Annotated in this window: 17 protein-coding genes; all 17 read right to left on the bottom strand. The window is 58.3% G+C overall.

Features of this window, described 5'->3' with window-relative positions; translation table 11 throughout:
* Positions 1-104: 104 nt before the first annotated feature.
* Positions 105-2,135, bottom strand: coding sequence for a pyridoxamine 5'-phosphate oxidase family protein (locus tag F8N96_RS24335; protein WP_150799970.1), 2,031 nt, complete (start codon positions 2,133-2,135; stop codon positions 105-107).
* 63 nt (positions 2,136-2,198) lie between these two features.
* Complete coding sequence (locus F8N96_RS24330) at positions 2,199-2,825, bottom strand: glutathione S-transferase family protein (RefSeq protein WP_150799969.1); 627 nt, start codon at positions 2,823-2,825, stop codon at positions 2,199-2,201.
* Between the two features lie 131 nt (positions 2,826-2,956).
* Positions 2,957-3,859: a LysR family transcriptional regulator gene (locus F8N96_RS24325; protein WP_150799968.1), complete on the bottom strand. Its 903-nt coding sequence runs from the start codon at positions 3,857-3,859 to the stop codon at positions 2,957-2,959.
* A gap of 118 nt (positions 3,860-3,977) precedes the next feature.
* Positions 3,978-5,810, bottom strand: coding sequence for a glutamine--fructose-6-phosphate transaminase (isomerizing) (gene glmS / locus F8N96_RS24320; protein ID WP_150799967.1), 1,833 nt, complete (start codon positions 5,808-5,810; stop codon positions 3,978-3,980).
* A gap of 1 nt (position 5,811) precedes the next feature.
* Positions 5,812-6,591 carry a DeoR/GlpR family DNA-binding transcription regulator gene (locus F8N96_RS24315; protein WP_191630679.1) on the bottom strand — a complete coding sequence of 260 codons (780 nt, stop codon included), beginning with the start codon at positions 6,589-6,591 and terminating at the stop codon, positions 5,812-5,814.
* A gap of 252 nt (positions 6,592-6,843) precedes the next feature.
* Positions 6,844-8,211 (bottom strand): bifunctional UDP-N-acetylglucosamine diphosphorylase/glucosamine-1-phosphate N-acetyltransferase GlmU, encoded by a 1,368-nt coding sequence (glmU, locus tag F8N96_RS24310; protein WP_150799965.1) that lies wholly within the window; start codon positions 8,209-8,211, stop codon positions 6,844-6,846.
* A gap of 116 nt (positions 8,212-8,327) precedes the next feature.
* Positions 8,328-8,753, bottom strand: coding sequence for a F0F1 ATP synthase subunit epsilon (locus F8N96_RS24305; RefSeq protein WP_007969909.1), 426 nt, complete (start codon positions 8,751-8,753; stop codon positions 8,328-8,330).
* 45 nt (positions 8,754-8,798) lie between these two features.
* A complete protein-coding gene (gene atpD, locus F8N96_RS24300) occupies positions 8,799-10,178 on the bottom strand; it encodes a F0F1 ATP synthase subunit beta (protein ID WP_038980433.1) in 1,380 nt (459 codons plus the stop codon).
* Positions 10,179-10,205: 27 nt separating this feature from the next.
* Positions 10,206-11,066: a F0F1 ATP synthase subunit gamma gene (gene atpG / locus F8N96_RS24295; protein WP_150799964.1), complete on the bottom strand. Its 861-nt coding sequence runs from the start codon at positions 11,064-11,066 to the stop codon at positions 10,206-10,208.
* A gap of 50 nt (positions 11,067-11,116) precedes the next feature.
* The gene (atpA, locus tag F8N96_RS24290; RefSeq protein ID WP_030132553.1) at positions 11,117-12,661 is read right to left on the bottom strand and encodes a F0F1 ATP synthase subunit alpha; all 1,545 of its coding nucleotides are present in this window, start codon (positions 12,659-12,661) and stop codon (positions 11,117-11,119) included.
* 21 nt (positions 12,662-12,682) lie between these two features.
* On the bottom strand, positions 12,683-13,219 hold the full coding sequence (locus tag F8N96_RS24285) for a F0F1 ATP synthase subunit delta (protein WP_027926211.1): 537 nt from the start codon (positions 13,217-13,219) through the stop codon (positions 12,683-12,685).
* 12 nt (positions 13,220-13,231) lie between these two features.
* Complete coding sequence (locus F8N96_RS24280) at positions 13,232-13,702, bottom strand: F0F1 ATP synthase subunit B (protein WP_008155711.1); 471 nt, start codon at positions 13,700-13,702, stop codon at positions 13,232-13,234.
* Between the two features lie 54 nt (positions 13,703-13,756).
* Complete coding sequence (gene atpE / locus F8N96_RS24275; protein ID WP_002555987.1) at positions 13,757-14,014, bottom strand: F0F1 ATP synthase subunit C; 258 nt, start codon at positions 14,012-14,014, stop codon at positions 13,757-13,759.
* Positions 14,015-14,147: 133 nt separating this feature from the next.
* Positions 14,148-15,017 (bottom strand): F0F1 ATP synthase subunit A, encoded by an 870-nt coding sequence (atpB, locus tag F8N96_RS24270; protein WP_150799963.1) that lies wholly within the window; start codon positions 15,015-15,017, stop codon positions 14,148-14,150.
* A gap of 16 nt (positions 15,018-15,033) precedes the next feature.
* Complete coding sequence (locus F8N96_RS24265) at positions 15,034-15,441, bottom strand: F0F1 ATP synthase subunit I (protein WP_007948092.1); 408 nt, start codon at positions 15,439-15,441, stop codon at positions 15,034-15,036.
* Positions 15,442-15,589: 148 nt separating this feature from the next.
* The gene (locus F8N96_RS24260) at positions 15,590-16,462 is read right to left on the bottom strand and encodes a ParB/RepB/Spo0J family partition protein (RefSeq protein WP_150765384.1); all 873 of its coding nucleotides are present in this window, start codon (positions 16,460-16,462) and stop codon (positions 15,590-15,592) included.
* A 9-nt stretch (positions 16,463-16,471) separates the two neighbouring features.
* Positions 16,472-17,269, bottom strand: a complete 798-nt coding sequence (locus F8N96_RS24255; RefSeq protein WP_128874600.1) for a ParA family protein — start codon at positions 17,267-17,269, stop codon at positions 16,472-16,474.
* Positions 17,270-17,282 lie beyond the last annotated feature (13 nt).

The raw sequence follows: 17,282 nt of genomic DNA, 5'->3' as shown, positions 1-17,282 counted from the left end.
TATCTCTGAAATGCGAAAAGGGCCGTTCATGGCCCCTTGTCGTTCTTGCCCCCTACCCTACTGAGGCCCCGGCTGATGGGCAAATGTTCACTGACAGGGGCTCATCAGATATCTAACACCAAAGGTTGCGAACCCTGGGCAGGAATTGCGCAACAAATCAGTACCTGCCCTTCGTCCGGCACGTCTGCCGGCGCCTGTGGATAATGGACCTGGCCGCTGATCAAGCGAGTCTTGCACGTTCCGCAGGACCCGCCGCGACAACTGAATTCCGGACGCAGCCCACGGCTTTCCGCCAGCTCCAGCAAACTGCCGCCATCGGGGTGCCAACGGGCTTCTTTGGCCGAGCGCTGGAACACCACCGGTACCGACGTAGTGGCCGCTGGTGGCTGATCGATGACCACCGCGTCAGGATCCGGCTTGCGACGCAAGGTCGAGGGACCGAAGGTTTCCGCGTGAATCCTGGCATCACGGATGTCCAGTTCCCGCAGGCTGTCGTACAGCCCTTGGGTAAAACTGCCCGGACCGCAGAGAACGAAATCCAGCTGATCGTAGTCCTCCACTTCCAGGATCGTCTTGAGCAACGCGGTGTCGATTCGTCCGCTCAGATCAAAGTCCCTGCCCTCACGCGCCTCGGGTTCGGGCTGACTGAGCAGGCGCAATACCCTCACTGCGTCACCTGCACCGTCGAGCAAGTGATCCAGCTCCGGCCGAAACGGTTGATTTGCCAAGGTGCGCGAACTCTGGAAAAACCAGGTCGGTCGAATGTGACGGGTGCGCAGGCCTTGGTAAACCACCTCGCGCAGCATCGACAGCAGCGGTGTGATACCGACCCCCGCCGCCAGCAACACCAGCGGCCGGCGTTCATGGGGCGCCACGGTGAAATGCCCTTGAGGCGCGCGGGCCTCCAGCAGATCACCCACATGAACCTGGTCATGCAAAAACGACGAAACCAAGCCTTCGCGCTTCACGCTGATGCGCAAAAAATCATCGGACGGCGCGCTCGACAGACTGTAGGTGCGGATATGCACCTCGCCAGCAATAGTGAATCGCAGCGGCAAATGCTGCCCGGCCTGGAATATCGGGAATCCGGCGTCATCGGCGGGCTGCAGATAGATCGAGCGAATGGTGTGACTTTCCGCTTCGATCCGCACCACCCGCAGCGGCCGCCATTGATCGCCCAGAGCGCGGGCTTGCAGACGAGCCCGGGCTTGTTCCCAGGTGCCAGTCAGCAAACTGGTGGGTGAAACGCCATCGAAGCGCCAGCGCAAAGCCAGTGCTGCCGGGCGACGGACGAGGTTTTCCACGTCGAATGTCCAGAGCCGCTCGGCTCCTTGAAAGGCTTCGACTTGCGGCCCTTCAAGGATGATTTCGGTGCGCCCGCTGAGCTGCAGCAGATCACCGGAATTGAAATCGATAAACAGCAAACCGGCACGAGGGTTGAGCAGCAGGTTGCCCAAGGTGTTGAAGAACAGATTGCCGGCGAAATCGGGAATGGTCAGGCGATTACCTTCCACCTGTACGAACCCGGACTGACCGCCGCGGTGCGAAACATCCACCGAACGCTGACCATCGACCTCCACATAACTGGCGACGAAAAAGGTATCGGCACCGGTGATCATGGCTCGGGCCGCATCATCCAGTGCATCGAGATGCTGGGCAATACGAGTCGACGGGGCCGCCAGCGGCACCGAGCGAAACTGCCGCAATTGAATGTATTGCGGGCAATTGCCGAAGGACTGTTCCACAGTCACCCCGAAGCCGCTCGCCGATAATGTGTTGATGCGACCGTTGATACGATTGCGCCGCCGTGTATGCAGCTCGATCCCCAACAGGCCAATTGCCGCGCCATCGCTCAATTGCGCAGGATCATCGGCACTGGGCAGGCTGCGAAAGTGCAGCACACCCGGCTCGGGCGAGTAAGCGAAGCCCGGCTCACCCTCGATAATGCTGGCCCATGGTTTGCCATCGGCATCCACCGCGCCGTACAGCATGAACGGCAATTGCTGATAAAACGTGCGGTGCTGGTCCGGCATCTCGGTGCGAATGACCCTACGACCGAACGCCTCCATTCGCTCGGCAATACCCACGTGAGCCTGCAACTGTTTCTCGCCAGCGTGCCAAGGCGAACGGTCCATAACGGCTTCTCCCCTGCGCCATCGACGCAGCATGAACGACCCTTTCGTATCGGGCCGCCAGCATCAGGCGATTTTTTGCAGGCCGGCGACGGTACGCGGCATGCCGACAAAACCGGGCAAGGCTTCGATGCGCGTGAGCCAGGCCCGCACGTTGGCGTAGTCTTCAAGGGAAACATTGCCTTCGGGGGCATGGGCGATGTAGCTATACGCCGCGACGTCGGCAATGGTGGGCTCGTTACCCGCCAGAAAAGTCGTACGACCCAGTTCCTGATCGATCACTTTGAGCACGTCATGGGAACGGGCAATCGCTTCTTCAGCGTTGTGAGGCGCACCAAATACTGTGATCAACCTCGCCCTGGCAGGGCCGAACGCGATCGGCCCGGCTGCCACCGACAACCAGCGCTGTACCTTGGCGGCACCGACCGGGTCGGCGGGCAGCCAGCGACCGTTGCCGTACTTTTGCGCCAGATAAACCAGAATTGCGTTGGAGTCAGCCAGGACCACACCCTGGTCATCAATGACCGGAACCTGACCGAAAGCATTGAGCGCCAGGAACTCCGGCTGCTTGTGCGCGCCCCTGGCCAGGTCGACGAAGATCAACTCGGTCGGCAGTTGCAGCAGGGATAGCATCAACTCCACACGGTGAGCATGGCCGGAACGGGGGAAGTTGTAGAGTTTGATCGCTTGCATGGTCGACTCCGCAGGGTGGGTGGCGCTGTTCGGGAGAGATCAGCACCGATGTCCGCTATCTTCCACCCGCAACCAAAACAATAGAATCACCAGCAAACGCAATCCATTGTTTCAGCCAGAGCAATAGTCGCTCATCCCTGCAAAGCCGGGTGCTCCCGAAGCGCTTCCACGGCAAAATCGACAAAACTTCGAACTCGCGCGGGGGCGTTGCGCCCGCCCTGATACACCACATGGATGGGCAATGGCGGCAATTCGAAGTCGGCCAACACGATTTCCAACTCACCAGCGGCGACTTTGTTTGCAACCTGATAAGACAGGACCCGGGTGAACCCCAGCCCCAGGCACGCCGCAGTGATGGCCGCCTGATTCGCCGTCACCACCAATCGGGGTTCAGGACGAACACTCAGCGGTTCACCTGTGTCAAGAAAAGGCCAGCTTCTCACCTGACCGATCGCGGACGTGCCAATGACCGGCGCTTGGGCCAGATCCTGAGGATGTCGAGGTCGACCCTGGGCCTTCAGAAACCCTGGCGATCCGCAAATCACCCGCCGCACTTCACCCACGCGAATCGCGTGCTGATTACTGTCGGGCAACTCACCGATGCGCACGGCGATATCAACGCCCTCCTCGACCATGCTCACCACCCGGTCGACCAGCAAACCATTGATGCTGACTTCAGGAAAGCGGGTGAGGTATTGCACCATCACTGGCGTGACAAACAGCTCGCCAAACAACACGGGCGCGGTGATCGTCAATTGCCCGCGGGGCTGGGCGTGGCTGCCTGCAGCCGAGTCCTCGGCTTCCTGCACCTCGGCGAGAATCCTGCGACAGTCTTCCAGATATCGCTGACCGGCCTCGCTCAAATGCACGCTGCGAGTCGTGCGGGTGAGCAACAACGTGCCAATGCGCTTCTCCAGCGCCGCCACCGCTCGGGTGACGCTGGCGGCCGACATGCCCAAACGCCGCGCCGCCGCGGAGAAGCCCTGGTCCTGGGCGACGGCGGCGAAGACCTGCATTTCCTGGAATCGGTCCATAGGGGCATGTCCTTTTCAAAATCAAAAAATCGCAGCCTTCGGCAGCGCCTACAGTATGTTTCCTGTGGGCGCTGCGAAGGGTGCGATTTTTTTGGCGCTAGCGTGACCTGTGGATAACTTATTCCACCGTCACCGACTTCGCCAGGTTGCGCGGCTGGTCGACGTCAGTGCCTTTCAACACAGCCACGTAGTAGGAGAGCAACTGCAGCGGAATGGTGTAGAGGATCGGCGACAGGATGTCGTGAATGTGCGGCATCTGCACCACGTGAGTGCCTTCGCCATTGGTCATGCCTGCCTGCTCGTCTGCGAAGACGATCAGCTCGCCACCACGGGCGCGGACTTCCTGGAGGTTGGACTTGAGCTTCTCCAGCAGTTCGTTGTTTGGCGCCACGGTCACCACTGGCATGTCGTTATCCACCAGCGCCAACGGGCCGTGTTTCAGTTCGCCAGCGGGATAGGCTTCGGCGTGGATATAGGAAATTTCCTTGAGCTTGAGGGCGCCTTCCATCGCGACCGGGAACTGCGCGCCACGACCGAGGAACAGCGTGTGATTCTTCTCCGCGAACAGCTCGGCGATTTTTTCCACAGTGCTGTCCATGGCCAGGGCTTCACCCAGGCGACTCGGCAGGCGACGCAGTTCTTCGACCAGGGTGGCTTCAACACCGCTGGCCAGCGTGCCGCGAACCTGGCCCAGGGACAGCGTCAGCAACAGCAAGCCGACCAACTGAGTGGTGAAGGCCTTGGTCGAGGCCACGCCGATTTCGCGACCGGCCTGGGTCAACAGCGTCAGGTCCGATTCACGTACCAGCGAGCTGATACCGACGTTGCAGATTGCCAGGCTTGCCAGATAGCCCAGCTCTTTGGCGTTACGCAGGGCGGCCAGCGTGTCGGCGGTTTCACCGGACTGGGAAATGGTCACAAACAGGGTGTCGGCCTGCACCACTACCTTGCGATAGCGGAATTCGCTGGCGACTTCGACCTGGCAAGGGATACCCGCCAGTTCTTCGAGCCAGTAACGGGCAACCATGCCGGCGTGGTAGCTGGTGCCGCACGCGACGATCTGCACGTTACGCACTTTGGCGAACAGTTCGGCAGCCTGTGGGCCAAACGCTTGGACCAACACCTGGTTCTGGCTCAGGCGACCTTCCAGGGTGCGTTGCACCACGGCCGGTTGCTCATGGATTTCCTTGAGCATGTAATGACGGAATTCGCCCTTGTCGGCGGCTTCCGCGCCGTCACGATATTGCACGGATTCGCGCTCGACGGGCTGGCCGTCAACGTCCCAGATCTGCACGGTTTCGCGACGAATTTCGGCGATATCACCTTCTTCGAGGTACATGAAACGATCTGTGACCTGACGCAGCGCCAATTGGTCGGAGGCCAGGAAGTTTTCCCCCATGCCCAGACCGATCACCAATGGGCTGCCGCTACGGGCTGCGACCAGACGATCCGGTTGCCGGGCACTGATCACCGCCAGGCCATAAGCGCCGTGCAGCTCTTTGACAGTCGCCTTGAGGGCCACGGTCAGATCGCCAAAATCCTTGAGCTTGTGTTCCAGCAGGTGGGCGATGACTTCGGTGTCGGTGTCCGAGGTGAAGACGTAACCCAAGTCCTTGAGTTGTTCGCGCAGGGCTTCGTGGTTCTCGATGATGCCGTTGTGCACCACCGCCAGATCACCGGAGAAATGCGGGTGGGCGTTACGTTCGCAAGGCGCACCGTGAGTCGCCCAGCGAGTGTGGGCGATCCCCAGCCGGCCAACCAGAGGTTCGCTTTCCAGGGCCTGTTCCAACTCACTGACCTTACCCGGACGACGCGTACGCTCAAGCGTCTCGTCGTTAGTGAAGACCGCTACGCCCGCGCTGTCATAGCCGCGGTATTCCAGGCGTTTGAGGCCTTCGAGCAAAATGGCGGTAATGTTACGTTCTGCGACTGCGCCAACAATTCCACACATGCTATTTCTCCTGACTGACAGCCGCGCAAATCAACGCGATGCCGCGGGCCTGAATCTGATCCCTTGCCTCGAGCGGCAAGCGATCATCGGTAATTAGGGTATGGATGCTGCTCCATGGCAGCTCCAGGTTCGGAATTTTGCGGCCTATTTTGTCGGCTTCCACCATCACCACCACTTCGCGGGCGACCTCGGCCATGACCCGGCTCAGTCCCAGCAACTCGTTGAAGGTGGTCGTGCCGCGCACCAGGTCAATGCCATCGGCCCCGATGAATAACTGGTCGAAGTCGTAAGAGCGTAGTACCTGTTCGGCAACCTGCCCCTGAAAGGATTCGGAATGCGGGTCCCAGGTACCACCGGTCATCAACAGCACCGGCTCGTGTTCGAGTTCGCTCAAGGCATTGGCGACATGCAGCGAGTTGGTCATCACCACCAGGCCCGGTTGTTGGCCGATCTCCGGGATCATCGCCGCCGTCGTGCTGCCGCTGTCGATGATGATTCGCGCATGCTCGCGAATCCGCACAACGGCGGCGCGAGCGATTGCCTGCTTGTATCTGGAAATCGGTTGACCGATATCGGCCACCAACTCCTGAGGCATGGTGACGGCGCCGCCATAACGGCGCAGAAGCAAGCCGTTGCTTTCAAGCGCTGCCAGATCCTTGCGAATCGTAACTTCCGAGGTTTCGAAGCGCTTGGCCAGCTCATCCACACTGACTTCGCCCTGCTCATTGAGCAAGGCGAGGATATTGTGACGGCGTTGAGGAGTATTGCGTTTCGACATGATTAGGTAAGTTTCGATTCGAAAGATATCGGAAGCAATCAAAACCTATTGTCGAAACTTCGTCAAGCGGGAAACGATAAAAGACCTGTGGATAAAAGGTCTGTGGATAAAAATCCATCGCAGGCAACACGGATGGTCGCACCGCTCGCTCCTACAGTTCAAGTCATACACATGTGGATAACCTCAATGTGGATAACTATGACCCCGTAGCAGCGAGGGTTGCTCGCGAAGGCGATTTTTTGGGCTGGGGATAACTTAGCTCTTCTTAATCTTCTCCGGCCGCTTCCAGCCCGCAATATTCTTCTGCCGCGCTCTACCCACAGCCAGCTGAGAGTTATCCACATCCTGCGTAATGGTCGAACCGGCCGCTGTGGTTGCTCCGGAAGAGATATCCACAGGCGCCACCAACGAGTTATTGGAACCGATGAACACATCCTCGCCCAACACGGTCTTCCACTTATTGGCGCCGTCATAGTTGCAGGTAATGGTGCCGGCGCCGATATTGGTGCGTGCACCGACCTCGGCATCACCCAGGTAAGTCAAATGACCTGCCTTGGCGCCTTCGCCCAGATGAGCATTTTTCAGCTCAACAAAGTTACCCACATGTGCCCGGGCCTCCAGTACCGTACCTGGACGAATACGGGCGAACGGACCGGCATCGCTGCCTTCACCGAGCATCGCGCCTTCGATATGGCTGTTGGCCTTGATCACCACGCCTTTGCGCAGGGTGCTGTCCTTGATCACGCAGTTCGGACCGATCACGACGTCGTCTTCGATGACGACCTTGCCTTCGAGGATCACGTTGATATCAATCAGTACGTCGCGACCGACGGTCACTTCACCACGCACATCGAAACGTGCCGGGTCTCGCAGCGTCACACCCTGAGCCATCAAGCGGCGACCCGCGCGCAATTGATAATGGCGCTCAAGCTCGGAGAGTTGCTTGCGATCGTTGGCACCCTGCACTTCCATTGCATCGTGAGGCTGCTCGGTAGCCACCACGAGACCATCGCTGACCGCCATGGCGATCACGTCGGTCAGGTAGTACTCGCCCTGGGCATTGTTATTCGAGAGACGGCTCATCCAGTCGCCCAGTCTTGCAAAAGGCAGGGCCAGGATGCCGGTGTTGCCTTCGGTGATCGATCGCTCGGCTTCGTTGGCGTCTTTCTGCTCGACGATGGCCGTCACCTTGCCAGCGGCATCGCGGACAATACGGCCGTAACCGGTAGGATCGTCCAGTTCAACGGTTAGCAAGCCCAACTGTTGAGGCGCTACTTTTGTGAGCAGGCGCTGAAGTGTTTCGACTTCAATGAGCGGCACGTCACCGTAAAGAATCAGAACAGTGTCGGATTCGATGAAGGGTACGGCCTGTGCCACGGCATGGCCGGTGCCGAGCTGCTTGTCCTGAAGGACAAAATTCAGATCATCGGCGGCAAGCCGTTCACGCACTGCTTCGGCGCCATGGCCGATCACGACGTGGATGCGCTGGGGATCAAGTTGCCGGGCGCTGTGGATAACGTGGCCGAGCATCGAATTGCCGGCAATCGGATGCAGGACTTTAGGCAACGCCGAACGCATGCGAGTGCCTTGACCGGCAGCGAGGATAACGATTTCTAGAGACATGACTGGCTACCAATCCTGGGTGGTCAGCGGATGCGACCAAATGATGAATGTCGGAAAAGAAAAAAGGGTAGCCGAGGCTACCCTTTTTAATCAATCGCGCAACAAGCGATGGCCTTTTAGTGGCCGAACTTCTTGCGGATCTGCTGGACGGTGCGCAGCTGAGCTGCAGCCTCGGCCAGGCGTGCGGCAGCAGAACCGTAATCGAATTCCGCGCCCCGCTCATGCAAGGCCTTCTCGGCAGCCTTGACGGCTTCCTGAGCGGAGGCTTCATCCAGGTCGGCAGCCCGTTGCACGGTGTCGGCAAGAACCTTGACCATGTTCGGCTGAACCTCGAGGAAACCACCGGAGATGTAATACACCTCCTCTTCCCCGCCCTGCTTGACCAGGCGGATCGGACCTGGCTTCAGATTAGTGATCAGCGGCGCGTGACCCAGGGCGATACCAAGATCACCCAGTGCACCGTGCGCAATCACCATCTCGACCAGACCGGAAAAGATTTCTCCTTCCGCGCTGACGATATCGCAATGGACTGTCATAGCCATCTGATTGCCTCAACCTAAATGAGCGCCCGTTGCCGGGCGCCGGGATTACAGTTTCTTGGCTTTTTCGATCGCTTCTTCGATGCCGCCAACCATGTAGAACGCTTGTTCTGGCAGGTGGTCGTAGTCACCGTTGAGGATGCCTTTGAAGCCAGCAATGGTGTCTTTCAGGGAAACGTATTTACCCGATGCACCGGTGAAGACTTCAGCCACGAAGAACGGCTGCGACAAGAAACGCTGGATCTTACGAGCACGGTTTACCAACTGCTTGTCGGCTTCCGACAGCTCGTCCATACCCAGGATCGCAATGATGTCCTTCAGTTCTTTGTAACGCTGCAGAACGTACTGAACGCCGCGAGCGGTGTCGTAGTGGTCCTGGCCGATCACGTTCGGGTCCAGCTGGCGCGAAGTCGAGTCGAGTGGATCGACCGCCGGGTAGATACCCAGGGAAGCGATGTCACGGGACAGAACGACGGTGGCGTCCAAGTGGGCGAAGGTGGTCGCTGGCGACGGGTCAGTCAAGTCATCCGCAGGTACGTATACCGCTTGGATCGACGTGATCGAACCTTCCTTGGTCGAAGTGATACGTTCTTGCAGAACGCCCATCTCTTCAGCCAGGGTCGGCTGGTAACCTACTGCCGAAGGCATACGGCCCAGCAGTGCGGATACTTCAGTACCGGCCAGGGTGTAACGATAGATGTTGTCGACGAACAGCAGAACGTCGTTACCTTCGTCACGGAACTTCTCGGCCATGGTCAGGCCGGTCAGTGCTACGCGCAGACGGTTACCCGGCGGCTCGTTCATCTGACCGTAAACCAGTGCCACTTTGTCCAGAACGTTGGAATCCTTCATCTCGTGGTAGAAGTCGTTACCCTCACGAGTACGCTCACCCACACCGGCGAACACGGAATAACCGCTGTGCTCGATGGCGATGTTACGGATCAGTTCCATCATGTTTACGGTTTTGCCTACACCGGCACCACCGAACAGACCGACTTTACCACCCTTGGCGAACGGGCAAACCAGGTCGATAACCTTGATGCCGGTTTCCAGCAGGTCGTTGCCGCCCGCTTGTTCAGCGAAGGATGGCGCAGGACGGTGAATGCCCCAGCGCTCTTCGGTGTCGATCGGGCCAGCTTCGTCGATCGGGTTACCCAGAACGTCCATGATCCGGCCCAGGGTCGCTTTACCGACTGGTACGGAGATGGCTGCGCCGGAGTCGATGACGTCCAGACCGCGCTTCAAGCCTTCGGTGGAACCCATCGCAATGGTACGAACCACGCCGTCGCCCAGCTGTTGCTGAACTTCCAGGGTGGTCCCGGCCGCGCTTTGTACAGTCAGCGCGTTGTAGATGCTCGGTACGCTGTCGCGTGGAAATTCCACGTCGATAACGGCGCCGATGATTTGAACGATACGTCCGCTACTCATAGCTGGATCCTCTGAATATTTGAACCGTTAAACCGCGGCAGCGCCGCCGACGATTTCCGAGATCTCTTGGGTGATCGCAGCCTGACGCGCCTTGTTGTAGACCAGCTGCAAATCGCTGATCAAATCACCGGCGTTGTCGGTAGCGTTCTTCATCGCGATCATCCGCGCAGCTTGTTCAGCCGCGTTGTTCTCGACCACCGCCTGGTAGACCTGCGACTCCACGTAGCGGACCATCAAGCCGTCAAGCAGCTCTTTGGCATCCGGTTCGTACAGATAATCCCAGTGGTGCTTGAGTTCCTTTTCCGGGGTCGCCACCAGTGGAATCAATTGCTCCACCGTAGGCAGCTGCGTCATGGTGTTGACGAACTTGTTGGACACCACGGACAGGCGGTCAATACGGCCGTCCAGGTAGGCGTCCAGCATCACCTTGACGCTGCCGATCAAATCATTGATCGACGGCTCTTCACCCAGGTGGCTGATAGCTGCAACGACGTTACCGCCGAAGTTGCGGAAGAAAGCCGCACCCTTGCTACCAACAACACACAGATCGATCTCGACACCGTTTTCGCGGTTTACCGCCATGTCCTTGACCAGGGCCTTGAACAGGTTGGTGTTCAAGCCACCACACAGACCACGGTCACTGCTCACCACGACGTAACCGACGCGCTTTACTTCACGGTCGATCATGAACGGGTGGCGATATTCCGGGTTGGCGTTGGCCAGATGGCCAATAACCTGGCGGATGCGCTCCGCGTAAGGACGGCTAGCAGCCATGCGCATTTGTGCCTTGCGCATTTTGCTGACCGCCACTTTTTCCATGGCGCTGGTAATCTTTTGCGTGCTTTTGATGCTCGCAATCTTACTGCGAATCTCTTTTGCGCCTGCCATGTAACACCTATCAGGTTAGCAAGCGGGAGCCTTGCGGCTCCCGCTGCGGCTTACCAGGTTTGGGTGGCCTTGAACTTCTCGATACCGGCTTTCATGCCAGCGTCGATTTCGTCATTGAAGTCACCCTTCACGTTGATCTTCGCCATCAAATCGGCGTGATCGCGGTTGAAGAAAGCAATCAGCGCTTGTTCAAAGCTACCGATCTTGGCGATTTCGACGTCAGTCAGGAACCCACGCTCAGCGGCATACAGCGACAGCGCCATGTCAGCGATCGACATTGGTGCGTATTGCTTCTGCTTCATCAGCTCGGTAACGCGCTGACCATGCTCAAGTTGCTTACGGGTCGCTTCGTCCAGGTCAGAAGCGAACTGGGCGAATGCCGCCAGTTCACGGTACTGAGCCAGAGCGGTACGGATACCACCGGAGAGCTTCTTGATGATCTTGGTCTGAGCGGCACCACCCACACGGGATACCGAAACACCGGCGTTCACAGCAGGACGGATCCCGGAGTTGAACATGGCCGATTCCAGGAAGATCTGACCGTCGGTGATGGAAATCACGTTGGTCGGAACGAACGCGGAAACGTCGCCAGCCTGGGTTTCGATGATCGGCAGTGCGGTCAGGGAACCGGTTTTGCCGGTCACTGCGCCGTTGGTGAACTTCTCTACGTATTCTTCCGAAACGCGGGATGCGCGCTCCAGCAGACGGGAGTGGAGATAGAACACGTCGCCTGGGTAAGCTTCACGGCCTGGTGGACGGCGCAGCAGCAGGGAAATCTGGCGGTAAGCCACTGCTTGCTTGGACAGATCGTCATAAACGATCAGCGCGTCTTCACCGCGGTCGCGGAAGAATTCACCCATGGTGCAACCGGAGTACGGTGCCAGGAACTGCAGCGCAGGAGATTCCGAAGCACTGGCAGCCACGATGATCGTGTTGGCCAGGGCGCCGTTTTCTTCCAGCTTGCGAACCACGTTGGCGATGGTCGATTGCTTCTGACCGATCGCTACGTAGACGCAGAAAATGCCGCTGTTCTTCTGGTTGATGATCGCGTCGATCGCCAGAGCGGTTTTACCGATCTGACGGTCACCGATGATCAGCTCACGCTGGCCACGGCCGACAGGGATCATGGCATCGACAGCCTTGTAGCCAGTCTGTACAGGCTGGTCTACCGACTTACGCCAGATCACGCCTGGAGCAACTTTCTCGACCGCGTCGGTCTCGGTGTTGCCCAGTGGACCTTTGCCGTCAACAGGGTTACCCAGTGCGTCGACTACGCGACCCAGCAGTTCCTTACCAACCGGAACTTCCAGGATGCGGCCGGTGCACTTGGCGCTCATGCCTTCAGCCAGAGACTGGTATGCGCCCAATACAACGGCACCTACGGAGTCTTGCTCCAGGTTGAGGGCCATACCGAAGACGCCGCCCGGAAACTCGATCATCTCGCCGTACATGACGTCGGCCAGACCGTGAATCCGCACGATACCGTCAGATACGCTGACGACAGTGCCTTCGTTACGGGCTTGGGAGGTCACATCGAGCTTGTCGATGCGGCCCTTGATAATTTCACTTATTTCGGAAGGATTGAGTTGCTGCATTGCTCTGCTGCCCCTTCAAACTCAAGATTTCAATGCTTCGGCCAGATTCGCGAGTTTGCCGCGAATCGAACCATCGATTACCAGGTCGCCGGCGCGAATGATGACACCACCAATAAGGGCGGCATCCTCCGCAACTTGCAGGCGCACTTCCCGGTTGAGTCGTGCACTGAGAACCTTGGCGAGTTTGTCTTGCTGTTCTTGGTTCAATGCAAAAGCACTGGTCACTTCAACGTCTACCGACTTCTCTTGTTCGGCCTTGTACAGGTCAAACAGAGCGGCGATCTCCGGCAACAGCGGGAGACGGTCGTTTTCGGCAACGACGTTGATGAAGTTCTGTGCCTTGGCATCAAACTTGTCGCCGCACACGTCAATAAACGTGGCGGCCTTGTTTGCGCTCGTCAGTCGCGGGGCCTTGAGCACGCGCTGCATGGTGTCGTCTTGCGACACTGCTGCAGCCAGGCCGAGCATGGCTGACCAAGAGGCCAGTTGCTGGTGGGCCTGGGCGTGCTCGAAGGCTGCCTTAGCGTAAGGTCGGGCCAACGTGGTCAATTCTGCCATGATCGCCCTCGCTTAAATTTCAGCAGCCAGTTTGTTTACCAGCTCCGCGTGCGCGTTTTGATCGATTGTGGCACCCAGGATCTTCTCGGCGCCGCCAACGGCCAGAGCACCCAATTGGGCACGCAGCGCGTCTTTGACACTGTTCAGTTCCTGTTCGATCTCGGCCTGAGCCTGAACCTTCACACGGTCAGCGTCGATACGGGCTTTTTCAACAGCCTCTTCGACGATCTGGTTACCGCGTTTCTTGGCTTGCTCAATGATTTCAGCTGCCTGAGCTTTTGCTTCGCGCAGTTGATGACCCGCTTTCTCTTGGGCCAACTCCAGGTCGCGAGCTGCTCGGCTGGCAGCATCCAGTCCATCCGCGATCTTCTTCTGACGTTCGTGCAAAGCCGCGATGACCGGAGGCCACACGAACTTCATGCAAAACAGTACAAAAATGAAGAACGCAACGGACTGGCCAATCAGGGTTGCATTAATGTTCACGCCAACACCTCGCTCGTTCGTTGCACATCACACCAATTACTCGAAGGTGAGTAATTAGCCAGCGAGTTGACCAACGAATGGGTTCGCGAAGGTGAAGAACAGAGCGATACCAACACCGATCATGGTCACGGCGTCGAGCAGACCGGCAACGATGAACATTTTTACTTGCAGCATTGGGACCATTTCTGGCTGACGCGCTGCGCCTTCCAGGAACTTGCCACCCAACAGGCCGAAACCAATTGCGGTACCCAGTGCGCCCAGGCCGATCAACAGTGCAACAGCGATAGCGGTTAGACCAACTACAGTTTCCATCTTTCCTCCCGACTTTTACGTCGTATGGTTTAGGTTTTTTAGATTTTAAAGCGGTAAAACAAATCGTTTCATAGCCCTGTTCGGGCACCCACCCGTTTGACCGGGTGGGACATCAGACCAGTCGAGACTGGTCTTAATGGTTCTCTTCGTGCGCCATCGACAGGTAGACGATGGTCAACATCATGAAGATAAACGCCTGCAGGGTGATGATCAGGATGTGGAACACAGCCCACGCCCACTGCAGTACTACGCCCAGGCCGCTAAGCCAGAGCAGACCGCTGCCGAACATCACAGCGATCAGAATGAAGACCAGCTCGCCGGCGTACATGTTGCCGAACAGACGCAGTGCCAGGGAAATAGGCTTGGCAATCAGTGTCACGAACTCCAGCAGGAAGTTCACCGGAATCAGCAGGGCCTGAACAAGGATGTTCTTGCTGCCGAACGGGTGCAGGGTCAGTTCGCCGATGAAGCCGCCGATGCCCTTGACCTTGATGCTGTAGAAAATGATCAACGCGAACACCGACAGGGCCATGCCCAGGGTAGCGTTCGGGTCAGTGGTCGATACGGCACGGAATGGAATGTGTGCATCGCCAGTGATCAGGATGGCCAGCTGAGGAATCCAGTCGACCGGGATCAGGTCGACGGCGTTCATCAGGAAGACCCAGACGAAGATGGTCAGTGCCAGCGGTGCAATCACCGGGCTACGGCCATGGAAGCTGTCTTTCACGCTGCCATCGACGAATTCGACCAATACTTCAACGAAGTTCTGCAAAGCACCAGGTTGACCCGACGTCGCTTTCTTTGCCGCCATGCGGAAAAGAAGAACGAAGATCAGACCCAACGCGACCGACCAGCCGAGGGTATCGACGTGGAAAGCCCAGAAGCCCATTTCCTTGGCTTCTGCTGCGGTGTGGGCAAAACCCCAGCCGCCGTTAGGTAGCTGCCCGAAGGTCAGGTTCTGCAAGTGGTGCTGGATATAGCCCGAAGCGGTTGTCTCTGCCATGGTTGCCTCAAACGCCCTAAGGTCTCGAAAGTCTTGTTCTCATCAGCAGGGGCGCGAACCAGCTGACCAGTTGGGTCAACACGAAGACGCCGAATACAGCCAGCGGCGCCAATGGCTTCACACCTGCGAACGTCAATGCAAAGAGCACTGCCGTCAAAATCAGTTTGCCCGCCTCGCCGGCATAAAAAGACCGGACGATGGCTTGAGCTGCTCGGGCGCCGGAAAACCGAAATGCCCTGTGAGCGAAATAAACATTGGGCAGCAAGGCTATCAGGCCTCCGCAAAGTCCCGAGTACCCGGCGACGACTCCATGCCAGTACCAAAGCGCCAAAGCGGCCAGTACCAAAACGACAAATTGAGCCAGTAAGACCGGAAAAACTGCCAGGCGATGGAATGGCAAGCGGTTTGGCGTGCGGCTCTCCATCGTTTTTGCTCCCCAATGATCGGCTGCCAGAATTCAATAACTTGGCATAATTTGTGCCGACAAAATGCGCGCAGAGTATAGGGGCGGTTCCGCCCCTATTCAACTGCCAGGTAGTGATTTCCACCTGCACGCTACATGAGGAAATGTTTCAACGAATGTGTGCAAGCACACCCTGAAGCTCATCGAGGGAGTTGTAACCGATCACCAACTGCCCCTTTCCCTTTTTCCCGTGGCGGATCTGCACCGCAGAGCCCAAGCGCTCGGCCAGGCGCTGTTCGAGCCGGGCGATATCCGGGTCCGGCTTAACCGGTTCAGCAGGCTCCGGTTTGCCACTCAACCACTGGCGAACCAGCGCTTCGGTCTGGCGTACGGTCAACCCTCGTGCGACAACGTGTCGCGCCCCTTCAACCTGTTGATTCTCCGGTAAACCGAGCAAAGCACGGGCATGACCCATTTCCAGGTCGCCGTGGGACAGCATGGTCTTGATGACTTCCGGCAACGCGATCAAGCGTAGCAGGTTGGCCACGGTTACGCGGGATTTGCCCACCGCTTCGGCCACTTGTTGCTGGGTCAGCTGGAATTCCTGCTGCAAACGCTGCAAGGCCACCGCTTCTTCGATCGGATTGAGGTCCTCGCGCTGGATGTTCTCGATCAGCGCCATGGCGATCGCCGTTTCATCCGGTACGTCGCGAACCATTGCCGGGATGGTTTCCTGGCCGGCTTGCTGACTGGCGCGCCAGCGACGTTCGCCGGCAATGATTTCGTAGCGACCGCTGCCGATCGGACGAACCACGATCGGCTGCATCACGCCCTGGGCCTTGATCGACTGCGCCAGCTCCTCCAGCGCCTGAGGATCCATGTCCCGCCGTGGCTGGTACTTGCCACGCTGGATCAGGTCCAGGGGCAGGTGCTGCAGCTCACGAAGATCCGCCTGCACCGCCTGTTCTTCCAGCGAGCTGACAGTCGGACCACTCAGCAGTGCATCCAGTCCACGTCCGAGACCTCGTTTCTTGACGGCCATGGGGATTCCTTAAGTTGCCTGAGCGGCGGCGGTGCGTGAGTTTTTGCGCTGACGGCGAACCATCTCGCCCGCCAATGCCAGATAGGCAATTGCGCCTCGCGAAGTCTTGTCGTACACCAGCGCCGGCATGCCATAGCTTGGCGCTTCGGCCAGGCGAATGTTGCGCGGAATGACCGTGTCGTAGAGCTGCTCGCCGAAGTGCTCCTTGAGCTGCGCCGACACATCGTTCATCAGGCTCAGGCGCGGGTCGTACATGGTCCGCAACAGGCCTTCGACTTTCAGGTTCGGGTTGAGCAGCTCGGCGATGCGCTTGATGTTATCCACAAGGTCGCTCAAGCCTTCGAGTGCGAAGTACTCGCACTGCATGGGGATAATCACCCCGTCGGCCGCGACCAGTGCGTTAAGCGTGAGCATCGACAGCGACGGCGGGCAGTCGATCAGAATGTAATCGTAGTTTTCACGGATCGGCGCCAACGCGCTGCGCAGACGACTCTCCTTCATCTGCATTTCCAGCAGAACCACTTCCGCGGCGGTCAGGTCGCGGTTGGCCGGCAATAGCTGGTAACCGCCGTGCTCGGAGTAGTGCATGGCCTGAGCCAGATCACATTCTCCGATCAACAGGTCGTAGACCGAGTTTTCCAGGCCGTGTTTGTCCACACCGCTACCCATGGTGGCGTTGCCCTGTGGATCGAGATCGATCAACAGCACCCGGCGCTTGGTAGCGACCAGGGAAGCTGCGAGGTTGATACAGGTGGTGGTTTTGCCCACACCACCCTTTTGGTTCGCAATCGCGAATACCTTAGCCATTCTTGCTTGTGTT

The organism is Pseudomonas fluorescens, assembly GCF_902497855.1.
GTDB classification, from domain to species: domain Bacteria; phylum Pseudomonadota; class Gammaproteobacteria; order Pseudomonadales; family Pseudomonadaceae; genus Aquipseudomonas; species Aquipseudomonas fluorescens_BI.
The sequence above is the reverse complement of the archived record's forward strand: the minus strand, read 5'-3'. Positions and strand labels throughout refer to the sequence as shown.

Excerpts from the sequence above, each read along its gene's own strand:
- F8N96_RS24335 (WP_150799970.1), bottom strand. The coding sequence starts at position 2,135 with ATGGACCGTTCGCCTTGGCACGCTGGCGAGAAACAGTTGCAGGCTCAC.
- F8N96_RS24330 (WP_150799969.1), bottom strand. The coding sequence starts at position 2,825 with ATGCAAGCGATCAAACTCTACAACTTCCCCCGTTCCGGCCATGCTCAC.
- F8N96_RS24325 (WP_150799968.1), bottom strand. The coding sequence starts at position 3,859 with ATGGACCGATTCCAGGAAATGCAGGTCTTCGCCGCCGTCGCCCAGGAC.
- glmS (WP_150799967.1), bottom strand. The coding sequence starts at position 5,810 with ATGTGTGGAATTGTTGGCGCAGTCGCAGAACGTAACATTACCGCCATT.
- glmU (WP_150799965.1), bottom strand. The coding sequence starts at position 8,211 with ATGTCTCTAGAAATCGTTATCCTCGCTGCCGGTCAAGGCACTCGCATG.
- F8N96_RS24305 (WP_007969909.1), bottom strand. The coding sequence starts at position 8,753 with ATGGCTATGACAGTCCATTGCGATATCGTCAGCGCGGAAGGAGAAATC.
- atpD (WP_038980433.1), bottom strand. The coding sequence starts at position 10,178 with ATGAGTAGCGGACGTATCGTTCAAATCATCGGCGCCGTTATCGACGTG.
- atpG (WP_150799964.1), bottom strand. The coding sequence starts at position 11,066 with ATGGCAGGCGCAAAAGAGATTCGCAGTAAGATTGCGAGCATCAAAAGC.
- atpA (WP_030132553.1), bottom strand. The coding sequence starts at position 12,661 with ATGCAGCAACTCAATCCTTCCGAAATAAGTGAAATTATCAAGGGCCGC.
- F8N96_RS24285 (WP_027926211.1), bottom strand. The coding sequence starts at position 13,219 with ATGGCAGAATTGACCACGTTGGCCCGACCTTACGCTAAGGCAGCCTTC.
- atpE (WP_002555987.1), bottom strand. The coding sequence starts at position 14,014 with ATGGAAACTGTAGTTGGTCTAACCGCTATCGCTGTTGCACTGTTGATC.
- atpB (WP_150799963.1), bottom strand. The coding sequence starts at position 15,017 with ATGGCAGAGACAACCGCTTCGGGCTATATCCAGCACCACTTGCAGAAC.
- F8N96_RS24265 (WP_007948092.1), bottom strand. The coding sequence starts at position 15,441 with ATGGAGAGCCGCACGCCAAACCGCTTGCCATTCCATCGCCTGGCAGTT.
- F8N96_RS24260 (WP_150765384.1), bottom strand. The coding sequence starts at position 16,462 with ATGGCCGTCAAGAAACGAGGTCTCGGACGTGGACTGGATGCACTGCTG.
- F8N96_RS24255 (WP_128874600.1), bottom strand. The coding sequence starts at position 17,269 with ATGGCTAAGGTATTCGCGATTGCGAACCAAAAGGGTGGTGTGGGCAAA.